The organism is Shinella sp. GW835-FHT14H05 (assembly GCF_058793575.1).
On record NZ_JBXAFY010000031.1, the window covers coordinates 1 to 15,224 of the forward strand.

General features: G+C 63.8%; 17 protein-coding genes. 9 read left to right on the forward strand and 8 right to left on the reverse strand.

The genetic code is table 11. From position 1 onward, the window contains the following. Window positions 1–143: 143 nt before the first annotated feature. The 5 genes from AC1Q6Z_RS34635 to AC1Q6Z_RS34655 form a co-directional block, all read right to left on the reverse strand. Window positions 144–392: a sulfurtransferase TusA family protein gene (locus tag AC1Q6Z_RS34635; protein ID WP_492650685.1), complete on the reverse strand. Its 249-nt coding sequence runs from the start codon at window positions 390–392 to the stop codon at window positions 144–146. Next, window positions 389–1,903 (reverse strand): L,D-transpeptidase family protein, encoded by a 1,515-nt coding sequence (locus AC1Q6Z_RS34640; protein WP_492650686.1) that lies wholly within the window; start codon window positions 1,901–1,903, stop codon window positions 389–391. The genes AC1Q6Z_RS34635 and AC1Q6Z_RS34640 overlap by 4 nt, the downstream gene beginning before the upstream one ends. Window positions 1,904–2,110: 207 nt before the next feature. Then, window positions 2,111–3,064 (reverse strand): acetyl-CoA carboxylase carboxyltransferase subunit alpha, encoded by a 954-nt coding sequence (locus tag AC1Q6Z_RS34645; RefSeq protein ID WP_256121383.1) that lies wholly within the window; start codon window positions 3,062–3,064, stop codon window positions 2,111–2,113. A gap of 78 nt (window positions 3,065–3,142) precedes the next feature. Beyond that, window positions 3,143–4,090 (reverse strand): site-specific tyrosine recombinase XerD, encoded by a 948-nt coding sequence (locus AC1Q6Z_RS34650; protein ID WP_492650687.1) that lies wholly within the window; start codon window positions 4,088–4,090, stop codon window positions 3,143–3,145. After that, window positions 4,087–4,236 (reverse strand): hypothetical protein, encoded by a 150-nt coding sequence (locus AC1Q6Z_RS34655; protein ID WP_202402872.1) that lies wholly within the window; start codon window positions 4,234–4,236, stop codon window positions 4,087–4,089. The genes AC1Q6Z_RS34650 and AC1Q6Z_RS34655 overlap by 4 nt, the downstream gene beginning before the upstream one ends. 141 nt (window positions 4,237–4,377) lie before the next feature. Here AC1Q6Z_RS34655 and AC1Q6Z_RS34660 point away from each other — a divergent pair, with 141 nt between their 5' ends. Genes AC1Q6Z_RS34660 through AC1Q6Z_RS34670 form a run of 3 tightly spaced genes read left to right on the forward strand, consistent with a single transcriptional unit; the run spans window position 4,378 to window position 7,401 of the window. After that, complete coding sequence (locus tag AC1Q6Z_RS34660; protein ID WP_435269204.1) at window positions 4,378–4,959, forward strand: shikimate kinase; 582 nt, start codon at window positions 4,378–4,380, stop codon at window positions 4,957–4,959. A gap of 10 nt (window positions 4,960–4,969) precedes the next feature. Next, window positions 4,970–6,097 (forward strand): 3-dehydroquinate synthase, encoded by a 1,128-nt coding sequence (aroB, locus tag AC1Q6Z_RS34665; protein WP_492650688.1) that lies wholly within the window; start codon window positions 4,970–4,972, stop codon window positions 6,095–6,097. Beyond that, window positions 6,094–7,401, forward strand: a complete 1,308-nt coding sequence (locus AC1Q6Z_RS34670) for an HlyC/CorC family transporter (RefSeq protein ID WP_492650689.1) — start codon at window positions 6,094–6,096, stop codon at window positions 7,399–7,401. The genes aroB and AC1Q6Z_RS34670 overlap by 4 nt, the downstream gene beginning before the upstream one ends. Here the strand turns inward: AC1Q6Z_RS34670 and AC1Q6Z_RS34675 are convergent, their stop codons facing one another. After that, the gene (locus AC1Q6Z_RS34675; protein WP_319324171.1) at window positions 7,402–7,683 is read right to left on the reverse strand and encodes a BolA family protein; all 282 of its coding nucleotides are present in this window, start codon (window positions 7,681–7,683) and stop codon (window positions 7,402–7,404) included. 103 nt (window positions 7,684–7,786) lie between these two features. On the opposite strand from AC1Q6Z_RS34675, the gene AC1Q6Z_RS34680 reads away from it, so the two are divergent. The 5 genes from AC1Q6Z_RS34680 (at window position 7,787) to AC1Q6Z_RS34700 (ending at window position 13,108) form a co-directional block, all read left to right on the forward strand. Next, on the forward strand, window positions 7,787–8,422 hold the full coding sequence (locus tag AC1Q6Z_RS34680; RefSeq protein ID WP_256121419.1) for a J domain-containing protein: 636 nt from the start codon (window positions 7,787–7,789) through the stop codon (window positions 8,420–8,422). Window positions 8,423–8,500: 78 nt separating this feature from the next. Continuing rightward, entirely contained in the window at window positions 8,501–9,499 is a 999-nt protein-coding gene (cobS, locus tag AC1Q6Z_RS34685; RefSeq protein ID WP_256121390.1) for a cobaltochelatase subunit CobS, read from the forward strand. A gap of 18 nt (window positions 9,500–9,517) precedes the next feature. After that, the gene (gene cobT / locus AC1Q6Z_RS34690; RefSeq protein ID WP_256121391.1) at window positions 9,518–11,419 is read left to right on the forward strand and encodes a cobaltochelatase subunit CobT; all 1,902 of its coding nucleotides are present in this window, start codon (window positions 9,518–9,520) and stop codon (window positions 11,417–11,419) included. Then, window positions 11,409–12,428, forward strand: coding sequence for an esterase-like activity of phytase family protein (locus AC1Q6Z_RS34695; protein WP_492650690.1), 1,020 nt, complete (start codon window positions 11,409–11,411; stop codon window positions 12,426–12,428). Before cobT ends, AC1Q6Z_RS34695 begins: the two co-directional genes overlap by 11 nt. A gap of 236 nt (window positions 12,429–12,664) precedes the next feature. Next, window positions 12,665–13,108, forward strand: a complete 444-nt coding sequence (locus tag AC1Q6Z_RS34700) for a hypothetical protein (RefSeq protein ID WP_492650691.1) — start codon at window positions 12,665–12,667, stop codon at window positions 13,106–13,108. A gap of 11 nt (window positions 13,109–13,119) precedes the next feature. On the opposite strand, the gene AC1Q6Z_RS34705 is transcribed toward AC1Q6Z_RS34700, so the two are convergent. Both AC1Q6Z_RS34705 and rpmB read right to left on the reverse strand, forming a co-directional pair. Further along, window positions 13,120–13,758: a VUT family protein gene (locus AC1Q6Z_RS34705; protein ID WP_256121394.1), complete on the reverse strand. Its 639-nt coding sequence runs from the start codon at window positions 13,756–13,758 to the stop codon at window positions 13,120–13,122. Between the two features lie 122 nt (window positions 13,759–13,880). Then, window positions 13,881–14,180 (reverse strand): 50S ribosomal protein L28, encoded by a 300-nt coding sequence (gene rpmB, locus AC1Q6Z_RS34710; protein ID WP_256121395.1) that lies wholly within the window; start codon window positions 14,178–14,180, stop codon window positions 13,881–13,883. Between the two features lie 257 nt (window positions 14,181–14,437). Between rpmB and AC1Q6Z_RS34715 the strand changes: the two genes are divergently transcribed. Further along, complete coding sequence (locus tag AC1Q6Z_RS34715; protein ID WP_256121396.1) at window positions 14,438–15,217, forward strand: DUF3108 domain-containing protein; 780 nt, start codon at window positions 14,438–14,440, stop codon at window positions 15,215–15,217. Window positions 15,218–15,224: the final 7 nt, after the last annotated feature.

Consider the following 15,224-nt stretch of genomic DNA (forward strand, 5'->3'; position numbering starts at 1 on the left):
GGCAATCCATCACCTGCCTCCACGCAAAATCACCCCCATAGCAGAATCTCAAAAGCGTTCCGTGTAAACACTCCCCCTTGTGGGGGAGATGCCCGGCAGGGCAGAGGGGGGTAGCAGCAAGACGCGACAATAGCTGCGAACCACTAAACCTTCTTGCGTATCAGGAAGCGGTGCCCCGCCTCGACGCGCTCGCTTGCCTCAAGCGCGTGGCCGTCCTCGTGGCAGAAGTGGGGAATGTCGATGACGGCGAGGGGGTCGGTGGTTTCGACCCAGAGTGCGGCGCCGCCCGCCATCGTCGACAGGCGCTTACGCGCCTTCATCACCGGCAGCGGGCATTTCAGCCCGCGCAGGTCATAGACCTCGGCTTCGTCGCGGGCCGCCGTGGTGATCATTTCTGCCAGAATTTCCAGAAGGGTTTTTCGGCCTTCTTCTCGACGACCTGAACCTCCGGATTTTGCTCCGGTGTCGGCAGGACGACCGCGCCTTCCGCGGGCTTCTCGACGCGCTGGCCGGCGGTCTCCGTCGCCGGCTTCTGCTCCTTCTGGAGTGTCTGCGTCCCGGCTTCGGCCTTCGCCTGCTGCTGGGTCTCCTGCGTCACTCCCGCGACCGGCTCGACCTTGCGCGGTGCCGCCTTGTCGGTCCAGAACTTCCAGAAGGGCTTTTCTTCCTTCTTCTCGACAACGGCGACGCCCGGATTTTCCTCCGGCACCGGCAGGGCGTCCTTGCCCTCGGCCTGCTTTGCGGCCTTGGCGGCAGCAACGTCGGCGGCAAGCGCTTCCGCTTCCTTGATCTTCGCCTGCTCGGCGTCGAGCTTGGCCTGCTCGGCTTCGCGAACCGCGCGTTCGGCCGCCTCGACCTTGCGCTTTTCGGCCTCTTCCGCCTTGCGCTTCTGCTCGGCAATCTCGCGGGCCGTCATCAGCTTGCCGGCATCGAGCGAGTTGCCGGTCGGCGCATAGGCGAGCTCGCGGCCCTTGCGCTGGTCGGCGACAATCGCCTTGCGCTGGGCTTCCGAAGGCTCGACCCAGACCGTGCCGTCATATTTGCGCATCGCCGTAGCGTAAGCCGCGGCATAGGTCTTGTTGTAACTGCCGAGCGCCACTTCGAGGCCGGCCGGCGTCGTCATCGCGGGGCAGGCGCCCGTCGGCGAGAAGGGCTTGTCGGCCTGCTGGTTGAAGACATACTTCTTCTCGCAGACATTGACCTCCGGCGGACGCTTGGTCAGCTCGAAATGGTCGTAACCGACCTTCAGCATCTTCCAGAATTCGATATTCGGATTGTCGCGGTGGCGCGCCATGTTTTCCGCCGTCATGCGGAAAGGGAAGGCCTGGAGCTGGATGGTCGACTGCCCCCCGCCGAACGCATCGCGGGCGAAGGCGAAGATTTCCACCATCTGCTCGTCGGTCATCGAATAGCAGCCGGACGACGAGCAGGCGCCGTGGATCATCAGGTGCGTGCCGCTCGCCTTGTTGGCGCGGTCAAAGGCATTCGGGTAGCCGGTGTTGATGGCGAGGTAATAGCTCGAATTCGGGTTCATGTTCGCCTTGGAGAGCGGATAGAACCCTTCCGGCGCCTGGCGGTCGCCTTCCTTCATCTTCGGCCCGAGTTTGCCGGACCAGGCACAGATCTTGTAGTTGCGCACCAGCTTGAAGCGGTTCGCCCGGTCGGCCTTCCAGAGCTCCAACCGGCCCTCTTCCTTGAAGATGCGCAGCATCATCGGCGAGGAGCGGTCGATGCCCATCGAGGACAGCTTGCCGAGCACCGCGGACGAAAGCTGGTAGTTGGTCTTGCTGGAAACCTTGGTGATGTCGACGTCGACCTTGTCGAACGTGTCGAGCGTCTCGTTCGTGCAGCCGGCAGCGGCCACAGCGAGAAGCGATACAGCGGCAAGAACAGTCAGGCGCATTCGAAAGGTCCGTCAACAATCGTCAGATCGCATGCCGTCGCGCCGACAAGGGCGGACGCGCAGTCGTAACCGGCTTATACTTCATAAATTCTTAACCGGAAATTCTTTCGCGAGGCTGCCGGGAACCCGCGATCTTCTCAGACACAAGGAATATGGCCGAGATTGGGCGAAAGCGGCCCGGAAGGCCGCCAAGCGCCAAGAATCCGGTTAAAGCTGGCGGCCGATATTGAGATAGCGCTGGCGGCGGTCCTTGCGTAGCTGGTCGCCCGGCTTGGCGCCGAGGTCCTTGAGGGCCGCCGCGATCACGTCGCCGGTGCGCCCGATCACCGCTTCGGGGTCGCGATGCGCGCCGCCGACCGGCTCCTGGATGATGCCGTCGATGATGCCGAAGGCCTTCAGGTCCTCGGCCGTGATCTTCATGTTGCTGGCCGCCTCCTTGGCGCGCGTCGAATCGCGCCAGAGGATGGAGGCCGCGCCTTCCGGCGAGATCACGCTGTAGATCGCGTGTTCCAGCATGTAGACCCGGTCGCCGGTGGCGATGGCGATGGCGCCGCCCGAACCGCCTTCGCCGAGCACGACCGAGACGATCGGCACGCGGACATTGAGGCACATTTCGGTGGAGCGGGCGATGGCTTCCGCCTGGCCGCGCTCTTCTGCGCCGATGCCCGGATAGGCGCCGGCGGTGTCGATCAGAGTAACGATGGGCAGGCCGAAGCGGTCAGCCATTTCCATGACGCGGATCGCCTTGCGGTAGCCTTCCGGCCGCGCGCTGCCGAAATTGTGTTTCAGGCGCGATTTGGTGTCGTTGCCCTTTTCCTGGCCGATGATGGCGACGGCCTCGCCGCGGAACCGGCCGAGGCCGGCCTGGATCGCCTCGTCCTCGGCGAACTTGCGGTCGCCGGCAAGTGGCGTGAACTCGTCGAAAAGCTGGCCGGCGAAATCGAGGAAGTGCGGGCGCTGCGGATGGCGCGCGACCTGCGTCTTCTGCCAGGGGGTCAGCTTGGAATAGATGTCGGCCATCGCCTCGCGGGCGCGGATTTCCAGCCGGCCGACCTCATCCGTCGTGTCGATGCTCTCATCTTCCTCGGCGAGCTTTCTCAGCTCGTGGATCTTGCCTTCGAGATCCGAGATGGGCTTTTCGAAATCGAGGTAGTTGTGCATGAGATGCGTTTCCGATCGTTTGCTCAAACCGCGCCAGGGTGCAGCCGGCCAAGCGGCCATTTGCAAGCATTGGGGGTCCTAATCCGGTTTTTTTGCCTGTTTGGCAAGAGGGTGATGGGTCTGAACGAGCTGGTGCAGCCGTTCTTCCAGCACATGGGTATAGATTTGTGTCGTGGAAATGTCCGAGTGGCCGAGCAGTTCCTGCACGGCGCGCAGGTCCGCGCCGTTCTGCAGCAGATGGCTGGCAAAAGCATGGCGCAGCACATGCGGCGAGAGTGTCGCGGCACGAATGCCGGCTCGCCCCGCCAGCGCCTTCAGGTCGCGCGCAAAAACCTGGCGCGGCAGAAAGCCTTCTTTGCTATTCGCCGGAAACAGGAAGCGCCCCGCCGCCGGATCATCGCCGATCTCGGCCGCCAGTGCCTCGCCATAGGCATCGAGTGCTGAAACCGCAGCGCGTGACAGCGGCACCAGCCGCTCCTTGTTGCCCTTGCCCTTCACCACGAGGAAACGCCCGGTCTGCGCCAGCGCGCTTGCCGGCAGCGAAACGAGCTCGCTGACGCGCATGCCCGTCGCATAGAGCAGTTCCACGAGCAGATGCATGCGGCGGCGCATCAGAGGGTTGCCGCCGGGCTCCGCCGCCTCCGCCTCCGCCCGCCCGATGAGGCGGCCGACATCGTCGACGCTCAATGTCTTCGGCAGCGAGCGGCCCTTCTTCGGCGCGTCGAGAATGCCGGTCGGGTCATCGCCGCGCAGGCCCTCGCCATAGAGGAACTTGAAGAACTGCCGGAGCGCCGAGAGGCGCCGCGCCTGCGAGGAGGCGGCAAAACCCTGCTTGGCGAGATGGCCGAGATAGGCGCGCAGATCGTCCGGTGTCGCCTCCGTCAGGCGCACGCCGCGCCCGTTGAGGAAGGAGCGCACGTCCTCCAGGTCCCGCTCGTAGGATTGCAGCGTGTTCGTAGCAGCCCCACGCTCGGCGCTCATCATCTCAAGGAAGGATTCGACCTGCAGTGCGGAGGGGTCCCTCATGGCTGCGGGTTCACCCGTTCGGAAGGAATGCGGATCGTCACCTCGCGCTCCGTCGGCTCCACGAAGGTCACCAGCGCCACCATCGTGCCGTAGATCGAGCCGGCGATCACGGCGCAGAAGAACAGGAATCGGAACAGGGTCGGCATGGCGCTCTCCGGGACGATGCCCCCTATATCGCCTCGCCCCACGCCGAGCGCAAGGCCGACACGAAGGATGAACCCCCGCGCAGGCTTGACGCTTCCGGTGCTTTTGTCGATACGGAAAGGGACGAAACCCCGGAAACACCAATGACCGAGCTGATCGAACAGGCCCCTCCCACGCTCGCCGAGCAGGCCCGCGCAGCACTCGGCAAGCGCAACCTCGTGCTGATCGGCCTGATGGGCGCCGGCAAGTCGGCGATCGGCCGGATGACGGCGCAGGCGCTCGGCATTCCCTTCATCGATTCCGACCACGAAATCGAGCGCGTCTCGCGCATGTCGATCACCGATCTTTTCGCGGCTTACGGCGAGGCGGAGTTCCGCGCGCTGGAAACCCGGGTCATCAAGCGCCTGCTGCGCTCCGGCCCGCGGGTCGTGTCGACCGGCGGCGGCGCCTATATCAACGAGAACACGCGAAAACACATCCGGCGCGGCGGGCTCACCGTCTGGCTGAAGGCCGACCTCGACGTGCTGTGGGAGCGCGTCAACAAGCGCGACACCCGCCCGCTGCTCAAGACGGAAAATCCGCGCCAGACGCTCGAAAACCTCATGAACGCCCGCTATCCCGTCTATGCGGAAGCCGATCTCACGGTGCTCTCGCGCGACGTGAAGAAGGAAACCATGGTGGAGGAGGTGCTCGCCGCGATCACCGCCGCCCGCCCCAGAACCTGACGAGATGACGATGACTGCCACTGCCACCGCCCGCCGCACCGTAAGGGTCGAACTGGGCGACCGCGCCTACGACATCCTGATCGGCCCCGGCCTGATCGCCGCCGCCGGCCGCGAGATCGCCACCCGCCTCAAGGGCCGCAAGATCGCCGTCATCACCGATGCGCATGTCGCCCCCCTCTATCTCGACGGCTTCATGGCTGCCCTTAACGCAGAAGGCATCGATGCCGTCTCGCTCGTTCTGCCGGCCGGCGAGAAGACGAAGAGCTTCGAGCACCTGATCAGCGTCTGCGACAGCGTGCTCGCCGCCCGCATCGAGCGCAACGACGCGGTCGTGGCGCTCGGCGGCGGCGTCATCGGCGACCTCACCGGCTTTGCCGCCGGCATCGCGCGCCGCGGCTCGCGTTTCATCCAGGTGCCGACCTCGCTGCTGGCGCAGGTCGATTCCTCCGTCGGCGGCAAGACGGGCATCAACTCGCCGCACGGCAAGAACCTCATCGGCGTCTTCCACCAGCCGGACCTCGTGCTTGCCGATACGGACGTGCTCGACACGCTCTCGCAACGCGAATTCCGCGCCGGTTATGCCGAAGTCGCCAAATATGGCCTGATCGACAAGCCGGACTTTTTCGCCTGGCTGGAGAAAAATTGGCAGGACGTCTTTGCCGGCGGCGAGGCCCGTATCGAGGCGATCGCCACGAGCTGCCAGGCCAAGGCCGACGTCGTCGCCGCCGACGAGCGGGAGAACGGCGCGCGCGCCCTGCTCAATCTCGGCCACACCTTCGGCCACGCGCTGGAGGCCGCGACGGACTATGACAGCGCCCGCCTCGTCCACGGCGAGGGTGTTTCGATCGGCATGGTGCTCGCCCACCAGTTTTCCGCCCGCATGAACCTCGCCAGCCCCGACGACGGCCGGCGCGTCGAGGCGCATCTTCGCGAGGTCGGCCTGCCGACCACGCTGGACCAGATCCCGGGCGGCCTGCCGCCGGCGGAACGGCTGATGGATGCGATCGCCCAGGACAAGAAGGTCAAGGGCGGCAAGCTCACCTTCATCCTGACGCGCGGCATCGGCCAGTCCTTCGTTGCCGATGATGTGCCGCAATCCGAAGTCGTCGCCTTCCTCAAGGAAAAGCTGCCGAAATGACCAGCGAATCCGTCATGGCCTTCCTCGCCGAATATTGGTTGATATTCCTCTCCATCCTGGGGCTGATCGCCGCCTCGGCATTCTTTTCCGGCTCGGAGACGGCACTGACCGCGACATCGCGGGCACGGATGCACACGTTGGAAGCCAATGGCGAAGTGCGTGCGGGCATCGTCAACAGACTGATCGAGCGGCGCGATCGCCTGATTGGCGCCCTGCTCATCGGCAACAACCTCGTCAACATCCTCGCGTCGTCGCTGACGACCAGCCTGTTCCTCGGCCTGTTCGGTGATTCCGGCGTGGCCATCGCGACGATCGCGATGACCGTGCTGCTCGTCATCTTTTCCGAAGTCCTGCCGAAGAGCTGGGCCATCTCCTCGCCGGATCGATTCGCTCTCTTCGTCTCACCCTTCGTGCGCATCTACGTGGCCATTGCCGGCCCACTCTCGACGGCGGTCAACGGCATCGTCCGAGTCATCCTCGGCATCTTCGGCGTCACACTCTCCAATGACGAGCCCATGCTGACGGCACACGAGGAACTGCGCGGCGCCGTCAACCTGCTGCATCGCGAAGGTGCGGTGATCAAAGCGGACAGGGATCGGCTGGGCGGCATCCTCGATCTCGATGAACTCGAGGTCTCCGACATCATGGTCCACCGCACATCCATGCGGGTGCTGAATGCGGACGAGCCGCCGGAAGCCATAGTCCGGACCATTCTCGAAAGCGCCTATACGCGCATGCCGGTCTGGCGCGGCTCGACCGACAACATCATCGGCGTCGTGCATGCGAAAGACCTGCTGCGTGCCCTCGCCGAACCGGACATGGAGCCTGCCAACCTCGACATCACCAAGGTCGTGCAGAAGCCGTGGTTCGTGCCCGACACCACGAACCTCAAGGAACAGCTCAACGCCTTCCTGCGCCGCAAGGGCCACTTCGCCATCGTCGTCGACGAATATGGCGAGGTGCAGGGGCTGGTCACGCTCGAAGACATTCTGGAGGAGATCGTCGGTGACATTTCCGACGAACACGATATCGATATCCAGGGCGTGCGGCAGGAGGCAGACGGCTCCATCGTGGTGGATGGTGGCGTGCCGATCCGCGACCTCAACCGCGCACTCGACTGGAATCTGCCCGATGAGGAGGCGACCACCATTGCCGGCCTCGTCATCCACGAATCGAAATCGATTCCCGAGGAGCGGCAGGCATTCACCTTCTACGGCAAGCGCTTCATCGTCATGAAACGTGTAAAGAATCGCATTACCAAGCTGCGCATTCGCCCGGCAGAAGCCCAGCAGCCGGCGGAGTGATCACCAGCGCGTCGGCTCCCCAGGTGCCGCCACCTCGACGGCGAGCGCATGCAGCCCGGCATCGAACTCCGCCTTCACCAGATCATTGATCGCCCGATGACGCGCCACGCGGCTCATGCCGGCGAAGGCGGACGAGACGATGCGCACGCGCATATGTGTCTCGCCCTCACCGTCAAATTCCGGCTTGTGGCCGGCATGCAGGTGGCTTTCGTTGATGACCTCGAGACGCTCCGGCGCAAAAGCGGCGCCGAGCTTCTCGGTTATGCTGGATTTCATGGACATGGCAAACCTTCGGCGGCGCTGCCGCGACGCAGGAAAAGGGTCCCACAAAGCCAGCAACAATCCGCTTTGTCAATTCTTGTGGGAGATCGTCCTGACCCCCATAATTAGCGCCATGAAACTCGATTCCAAATACTTCGACCGCATCCGCACGAAGCGGCGCGTGGAGCGTCCAGAACGCGCCGCGCCGACCTGTCAGTGGGACGGCTGCGAAGAGAATGCCGTGCATCGCGCGCCGGTGGGCCGCAATGCCGAAGGCCAGTATTTCATGTTCTGCTTCGAGCACGTCAAGGAATACAACAAGGGCTACAACTACTTCTCCGGCCTCTCCGACGGCGAGATCGCGCGCTACCAGAAAGAGGCGATCACCGGCCACCGCCCGACCTGGACGATCGGTGTCAACAAGGCCTCCAAGAACGGCCCGACGCAGGGCAGCGCCCGCTCCGGCACCGCTGGGGCAAATCAGCGCATCCGCGATCCGTTCGGCCTGTTCGGCGAGGGCAAGGGAAGCCGCGGACCGCGCCTCGAACCGCGCACCCGAAAACTGAAGACACTGGAGGCAAAAGCCTTCGATACGCTCGGCCTTGCCGCCAATGCGACGGCCCAGGACGTCAAGACCGCCTACAAAGCCCTTGTCAAAAAGCATCACCCCGATGCAAATGGCGGAGATAGGGGCTCGGAGGAGCGTTTTCGCGCGGTCATTCAAGCATATCAATTGTTAAAGCAGGCCGGCTTCTGCTAGAGCAGTCGGCGCACAATAAGACGGCGCACAACAAGACATTGGGCGGACGCGCGGGTGGCGGCAGCCCACGGAGACGTGATGAGCAAGATGGATCTCGATATTTCCAACCTCCCGGACACCACGGTTTCCGTACGGGAGGCCTTCGGCATTGATACGGACCTTCGGGTTCCGGCCTATTCCAAGGCGGACGCCTATGTGCCGGACCTGGACCCGGACTACCTGTTCGACCGGGAAACCACGCTGGCCATCCTCGCGGGTTTCGCGCATAACCGACGCGTCATGGTCTCGGGCTACCACGGCACGGGCAAGTCGACCCATATCGAGCAGGTCGCGGCCCGCCTCAACTGGCCCTGCGTGCGCGTCAACCTCGACAGCCATGTCAGCCGTATCGACCTCGTCGGCAAGGACGCGATCGTCGTCAAGGACGGCTTGCAGGTCACCGAATTCAAGGACGGCATCCTGCCCTGGGCCTACCAGCACAATGTTGCGCTCGTCTTCGACGAATACGACGCCGGCCGCCCGGACGTGATGTTCGTCATCCAGCGCGTGCTGGAATCCTCCGGCCGCCTGACGCTGCTCGACCAGAGCCGCGTCATCCGCCCGCACCCTGCCTTCCGCCTGTTTGCCACCGCCAACACGGTCGGCCTCGGCGATACGACGGGCCTTTATCACGGCACGCAGCAGATCAACCAGGCGCAGATGGACCGCTGGTCGATCGTCACGACGCTGAACTACCTGCCGCACGACAACGAAGTCAGCATCGTCGCCGCCAAGGTGAAGCGCCTGGCTGCCGGCAAGGACGGCCGCGAGACGATTTCGCGCATGGTCCGCGTTGCCGATCTCACCCGCGCCGCCTTCATCAACGGCGACCTTTCCACCGTGATGAGCCCGCGTACGGTCATCACCTGGGGCGAAAACGCGGAAATCTTTGGGGACATCGCGTTCGCCTTCCGTGTCACCTTCCTCAACAAGTGCGACGAACTGGAACGCACGCTGGTCGCCGAACTTTACCAGCGCGCCTTCGGCGTCGAGCTGAAGGAAAGCGCCGCCAACATCGTGCTTGAGGCGACGGCCTGACGGTCGGGTAGGAAGCTCATGGCTGCTCGCGGAGACAATTCGAAGCCGAGGCCCGGCGGCGTGGTCGACATGGAGCCGTTCCGCCGCGCGGTGACGGGCTGTGTTCGCGCCGTTTCCGGCGATGCGGAGGTGGAGGTCACCTTCGCCAACGAGCGGCCCGGCATGACCGGCGAGCGCATCCGCCTACCGGAACTGACCAAGCGCCCGACGCCTGCCGAAGTCGCCATTACCCGCGGCCTGGGCGACAGCATGGCCTTGCGCAAGGCCTGCCACGACGCCCGCATTCACGCGACCATGTCGCCGCAGGGTGCCGACGCCCGCGCCATCTTCGACGCCGTCGAGCAGGCCCGCGTCGAGGCGATCGGTTCCAACCGCATGCATGGCATGGCGCAGAACCTCACCACCATGCTGACGGAGAAATACGCCAAGGCGAATTTTTCCGCGATCACCCGCCAGGCCGATGCGCCGCTCGAAGAGGCCGTCGCCCTCATCGTGCGCGAAAAGCTGACCGGCCAGGCCCCGCCGGCCTCCGCAGGCAAGGTGCTCGATCTCTGGCGCGATTTCATCGAGGACAAGGCCGCCAGGGACATGGACGGCCTTTCCGCGACGATCAACGACCAGCAGGCCTTCTCCCGCGTCGTGCGCAACATGCTCGCCTCGATGAATGTCGCCGAACAGTACGGCGACGACGAGACCGAGCCGGACGATTCCGAAACGCCCGAGGATGAAAACCAGCCGCGCAGCGACGAGCAGGAAGACAACGACAGCCAGGAAGATGCCGGCGACGATTCGGCACCGGCCGACGAGAACGAGACGTCCGACGAGCAGATGGACGAAGGCGAGATGGACGGCGCGGAAATCTCCGACGACGATCTCGTGGACGACGATGGCGACGACACCGAGACGCCCGGCGAAGTGCGCCGCCCGAACCACCCCTTCACCGATTTCAACGAGAAGGTCGACTACACGGTCTTCACGCAGGAATTCGACGAGACGATCACCGCGGAAGAGCTCTGCGACGAGGCGGAACTCGATCGCCTGCGCGCCTTCCTCGACAAGCAGCTCGCCCATCTGCAAGGCGCCGTCGGTCGGCTGGCGAACCGCCTGCAACGCCGCCTGATGGCGCAGCAGAACCGCGCATGGGAATTCGACCTCGAAGAGGGTTACCTCGACAGCGCCCGCCTGCAGCGCATCATCATCGATCCGATGCAGCCGCTCTCCTTCAAGCGCGAGAAGGACACGACCTTCCGCGACACCGTCGTGACACTGCTCATCGACAATTCGGGCTCGATGCGCGGCCGGCCGATCACGGTCGCCGCCACCTGCGCGGATATTCTCGCCCGCACGCTGGAGCGCTGCGGCGTGAAGGTCGAAATCCTCGGCTTCACCACCAAGGCGTGGAAGGGCGGCCAGTCGCGCGAAAAATGGCTCGGCAGCGGCAAGCCGCAGGCGCCGGGCCGCCTCAACGACCTGCGCCATATCATCTACAAGGCGGCAGACGCCCCCTGGCGGCGCGCACGGCGCAATCTCGGCCTGATGATGCGCGAAGGCCTGCTCAAGGAAAATATCGACGGCGAGGCGCTGATCTGGGCACACGACCGCCTGCTCGCCCGTCCCGAACAGCGCCGCATCCTGATGATGATCTCGGATGGCGCACCGGTCGATGATTCGACGCTCTCGGTAAACCCCGGCAACTATCTCGAACGGCACCTGCGCGCGGTCATCGAACAGATCGAGACGCGCTCGCCCGTCGAGCTTCTCGCCATCGGCATCGGCCATGACGTCACCCGCTACTATCGCCGCGCCGTCACCATCGTCGATGCGGACGAACTGGCGGGCGCGATGACCGAACAGCTCGCCTCGCTCTTCGCCGACGAGGCCACCAGCCGACGCCCCGCCGGCCGCCGCCGTGCGGGCTGAGCCGACGGCGCACCGGCGCCTGTTGCGTTGCCTCACGCTCTCCGTCGCGCTTATCCTGGCGCAACCGGCGACAGCTCAAATCATCGACCTGCCGGTCGTCAACCGCGCCTTCTCGCAATTCGCGCTCGGCTCCGACACGCGCACCTTCGGCAAACTCGAATTCCTCGGCGGCCTTAGCTATTCGTCCAGCAATCCGCTGCTCGGCGCCGTGTCGGCGATCCGCTTTCGCGCGGACCATCAATCCTTCGTCGCCGTGCTCGACACGGGGCACTGGCTGACCGGCCGCATCGAGCGCGATGCCGAAGGTCGCCTGAGCGGCCTTGCCGACCTCAAGACGCGCTCGATGTTCAACGCCGAGGGCCAGGACGAGAACGTCAAGTACCAGATGGATGCCGAGGGCTTGGCAATTGGCAAGGGCGAGCTGCTCGTCAGCTTCGAGTCCGTGCATCGCATCGATGCCTATCCGGACCCGGGCTTCATGGAAGCGCGGCCATCACGCGAACTGCCGCTGCCCTTCCCCCGCGAAGAGCTGCGCGGCAATCGCGGCATGGAGACCCTCGTGATGTCGCCGGAGGCAGGGCCACTCGGCGCCGTACCGGTGACGGTCACCGAGCGCAGCCTCGATGCCGAGGGCAACGCGCTCGCCGCGATACTCGGCGGCCCGCTTGCCGGTTCTTTCACCGTGAAGCGCAACGACCCCTGGGACATCACCGACGGCGCCTTCCTGCCAAACGGCGACCTGCTGCTGCTGGAGCGCCGCTTCCGGCTTTCCGACGGCGTCGGCATGCGCATTCGGCGGATCGATGGCACGAAGATCCGTCCCGGCGCGGTGGTCGATGGCGAGGTGCTGATCGACGTCGACCTCAGCCACCAGATCGACAATATGGAGGGGCTCGACGTGGTGGTTATGGCGCCGGACGACATCCGCCTCATCGTCGTCTCCGACGACAACCACTCGATTCTCCAGCGCAACCTCATGCTGGAATTCCGCCTGCTCCAAGGGCAATGAAGCGTCACGCCAGCTGGGTTTTTAACCGGCTCTCGCCTTGCCACACGTCCTTGATACCAGTCAAAACCACCGATGCCCCTTAATAACGGTGGTCGTTCTGTAATCACGTCGCTCTTGACGTCATGGTCTTAGGAAGGAAAATCAGCAAACGAATCGATCGATATGCTGATCGATCCCGTCCTGTCTCCGCTGTAATTGCACCGGAATATCTGTGCGTACTTTATTAAGGAAGTTACATGAACAGATCTACAATCATTGCCACGCTCGTTGCTCTGGCCGCCTTGCCCGCATTTGCGCAGGACGTAAACCCGCTGGAGGGATTGTGGTCCGGCAAGGGTGAAGGCGATCTGACGGTCGATCTCAAGCATGTGCAAGACGATATCTACAAGATCTCCATCGAAACGGTGGTTCCCATGCAGGAGGATGGACTTCCAGGCTGCGGCGGCGGCATTGAGGGTGAAGTGAAGCTCGATAGTGCCGGGGGAAACTTCTTCGTCGAGAATGAAGCCTATGATCCGAGCGCGGAACAATCGGGGGTCAATGCACGCTATTGTGAAGTCGGTCTGGTCTTTTCAAGAGACGGCAAGCTGTTGATCGAAGAGCGCAGCGGTTGCCTCAGCTATCATGGCGCCGCATGTGGATTCACCGGTGAGCTCGTCCACGACGCGGCAGGGCTCTAGCCCTTCTTTTCTCAAGCCGTCTTTTCGACGCCCGGCATCGGCTTCAGCTTGCTCATCAGCGCGCCGTAGGGCAGCAGCATGACGATGCCGACCAGCACCTTCACAGTGAAGTCGCCGAGCGCCCAGGAGATCCAGCGCGGCGCGTCCGTGGTCAGCACGCCGAGCACCGGCGCCCATTCGATCGCGAAGGCATCGTTCGGGCCGAAGATGGAAAAGACCGGCGCGAAAGCGAAGGAGAAGAAGATCACCGTATCGAGCACCGAACCGATCACCGAGGCGAGCAGCGGCGCGCGCCACCAGGCCTGCCGGCGCAGCTGGTTGAACACGGAGATGTCGAGGAGTTGTCCCAGCAGGAAGGCCGAGCCGGACGCAATGGCGATGCGCGGCGAGGCGACGGCGAAGGAAAACACCACGGCGACCAGAAAGCCGGCCGCGACGACGCGGCGCGCAACGCGCGGGCCGAACTGGCGGTTCGTGAGGTCTGTGATGAGGAAGGCGACCGGATAGGTAAAGGCGCCATAGGTCAGGAGGTCGCCGAGAGCGATGCCGAACAGTTCACCGGAAAGCGGGTACTGCACCAGCACGTTGGAGGCGACGACGACGACCGTCATCAGAAGGACATAGATAAGGGTAATGCGGTTCGCTAGCATTTTTTTATCCTGGGTGATGCCACCAGTTGGAGGACTGACAATTTAACGCAACGCAAAGCATTGAGGCCTGCCCGGAACCGGTCAAGCCTCAATCAAAGCATCGCAACGCAAAGCCTGAAAGATCAGGCAGCGACAGCAGCGGCTGCGGTCTTCTTGGCGATCTGGCGGCGCAGCAGACGAGCGCGCATCGACAGTTCGTTCTCGTCAGCCTTCAGCAGGAAGGCATCGAGGCCACCGCGGTGCTCGACGGAGCGGAGCGCTGCAGCGGAAACGCGAAGACGGTAACGCTGGCCGAGGGCGTCGGAAATCAGCGTGACACTGCACAGGTTCGGCAGGAACTTGCGCTTCGTCTTGTTGTTTGCGTGGCTCACATTGTTGCCCGACTGGACGCCCTTGCCGGTCAATTCGCAACTACGGGACATGGTACACCTATTTTTCTTGGTTCAGGACAATACGTTTCCGGCACCGAAACCGGCCGCAGTCCGTCTGGCCTTTTTGGAAAGTTGCGGTTCTATAGTCACACGGAGCGGAGCCGTCAAGCCAAACCTGCCGTTCAGCTTGAATTCAGTTGCCAAAGCTCATGATTTGCAGGCAATAGCAAGCCGATCGGGATTTTTTGACCGGCGCAGAATCGCCGCAATGGCGGGTTAGGCGGAGCGTCTCAATGGAGAGCGTAAGGATGAACGGGCGGGGTTGGATTGCTGGCGCACTGATGTCGCTTGCCCTTGCGGGCAGCGCGACACCGTTGTCGTCGGCTGAAATCGAGCACCGCACGGACTACAGCATCCGGCTTTCCGGCCTGCCGGTCGCCACCGCCACCTTCCGCTCGGCCTTCCAGGGCAACCGCTACACGATCTCCGGCAGCCTGCAATCGGCCGGCCTCGCCGATATCTTTTCGAGCACAAAGGGCACGACCTCGGTCTCCGGCACGGTCAGCCGCGACAAGCTGCGCGCCACCAACTATTCCGTGACCTACAAGAGCGGCAAGCGCAGCCGTGCCATCGACGTCACCTTCCGCAACGGCAACGTCATCACCGCAAACATGACGCCGCCGCGCCGCAAGCCGAAGAACTGGGTGCCGGTCTCCAGCGCCGACATGCGCGCCGTGCTGGACCCGATCTCCGGCCTGATCATCCCTTCCGACGACGGCAAGGTCTGCCCGAAGACGCTGCCGATCTTCGACGGCGAATCCCGGATGGACCTGAAGCTCACCTCCAAGGGCACAAAGCCCTATTCCACCAAGGGTTTCGAGGGCGATGTCGTGGTCTGCGGCATCCGCTTCATCCCCAAGTCCGGCTACAAGAAGGGCCGTGACGACGTGGAATACCTGCGCAAGCTGAAGACGATGGAAATCTGGTTTGCCAAGGCCGAGGGGGCGAATGTATATGCTCCGGTCTATGTGCAGATTCCGACCAAGCTCGGCCCTGTCACCGTCTCGGCCACGCGCTTCGGCGGCTGACGCGGCG

What these genes read in the sequence shown, in the direction of transcription:
- aroB (WP_492650688.1), top strand. Translation starts at nt 4,970, where the DNA reads ATGACTGCCACTGCCACCGCCCGCCGCACCGTAAGGGTCGAACTGGGC.
- AC1Q6Z_RS34670 (WP_492650689.1), top strand. Translation starts at nt 6,094, where the DNA reads ATGACCAGCGAATCCGTCATGGCCTTCCTCGCCGAATATTGGTTGATA.
- AC1Q6Z_RS34660 (WP_435269204.1), top strand. Translation starts at nt 4,378, where the DNA reads ATGACCGAGCTGATCGAACAGGCCCCTCCCACGCTCGCCGAGCAGGCC.
- AC1Q6Z_RS34645 (WP_256121383.1), bottom strand. Translation starts at nt 3,064, where the DNA reads ATGCACAACTACCTCGATTTCGAAAAGCCCATCTCGGATCTCGAAGGC.
- AC1Q6Z_RS34675 (WP_319324171.1), bottom strand. Translation starts at nt 7,683, where the DNA reads ATGTCCATGAAATCCAGCATAACCGAGAAGCTCGGCGCCGCTTTTGCG.
- AC1Q6Z_RS34635 (WP_492650685.1), bottom strand. Translation starts at nt 392, where the DNA reads ATGATCACCACGGCGGCCCGCGACGAAGCCGAGGTCTATGACCTGCGC.
- AC1Q6Z_RS34700 (WP_492650691.1), top strand. Translation starts at nt 12,665, where the DNA reads ATGAACAGATCTACAATCATTGCCACGCTCGTTGCTCTGGCCGCCTTG.
- AC1Q6Z_RS34650 (WP_492650687.1), bottom strand. Translation starts at nt 4,090, where the DNA reads ATGAGGGACCCCTCCGCACTGCAGGTCGAATCCTTCCTTGAGATGATG.
- cobT (WP_256121391.1), top strand. Translation starts at nt 9,518, where the DNA reads ATGGCTGCTCGCGGAGACAATTCGAAGCCGAGGCCCGGCGGCGTGGTC.
- AC1Q6Z_RS34705 (WP_256121394.1), bottom strand. Translation starts at nt 13,758, where the DNA reads ATGCTAGCGAACCGCATTACCCTTATCTATGTCCTTCTGATGACGGTC.
- AC1Q6Z_RS34715 (WP_256121396.1), top strand. Translation starts at nt 14,438, where the DNA reads ATGAACGGGCGGGGTTGGATTGCTGGCGCACTGATGTCGCTTGCCCTT.
- rpmB (WP_256121395.1), bottom strand. Translation starts at nt 14,180, where the DNA reads ATGTCCCGTAGTTGCGAATTGACCGGCAAGGGCGTCCAGTCGGGCAAC.
- AC1Q6Z_RS34655 (WP_202402872.1), bottom strand. Translation starts at nt 4,236, where the DNA reads ATGCCGACCCTGTTCCGATTCCTGTTCTTCTGCGCCGTGATCGCCGGC.
- cobS (WP_256121390.1), top strand. Translation starts at nt 8,501, where the DNA reads ATGAGCAAGATGGATCTCGATATTTCCAACCTCCCGGACACCACGGTT.
- AC1Q6Z_RS34640 (WP_492650686.1), bottom strand. Translation starts at nt 1,903, where the DNA reads ATGCGCCTGACTGTTCTTGCCGCTGTATCGCTTCTCGCTGTGGCCGCT.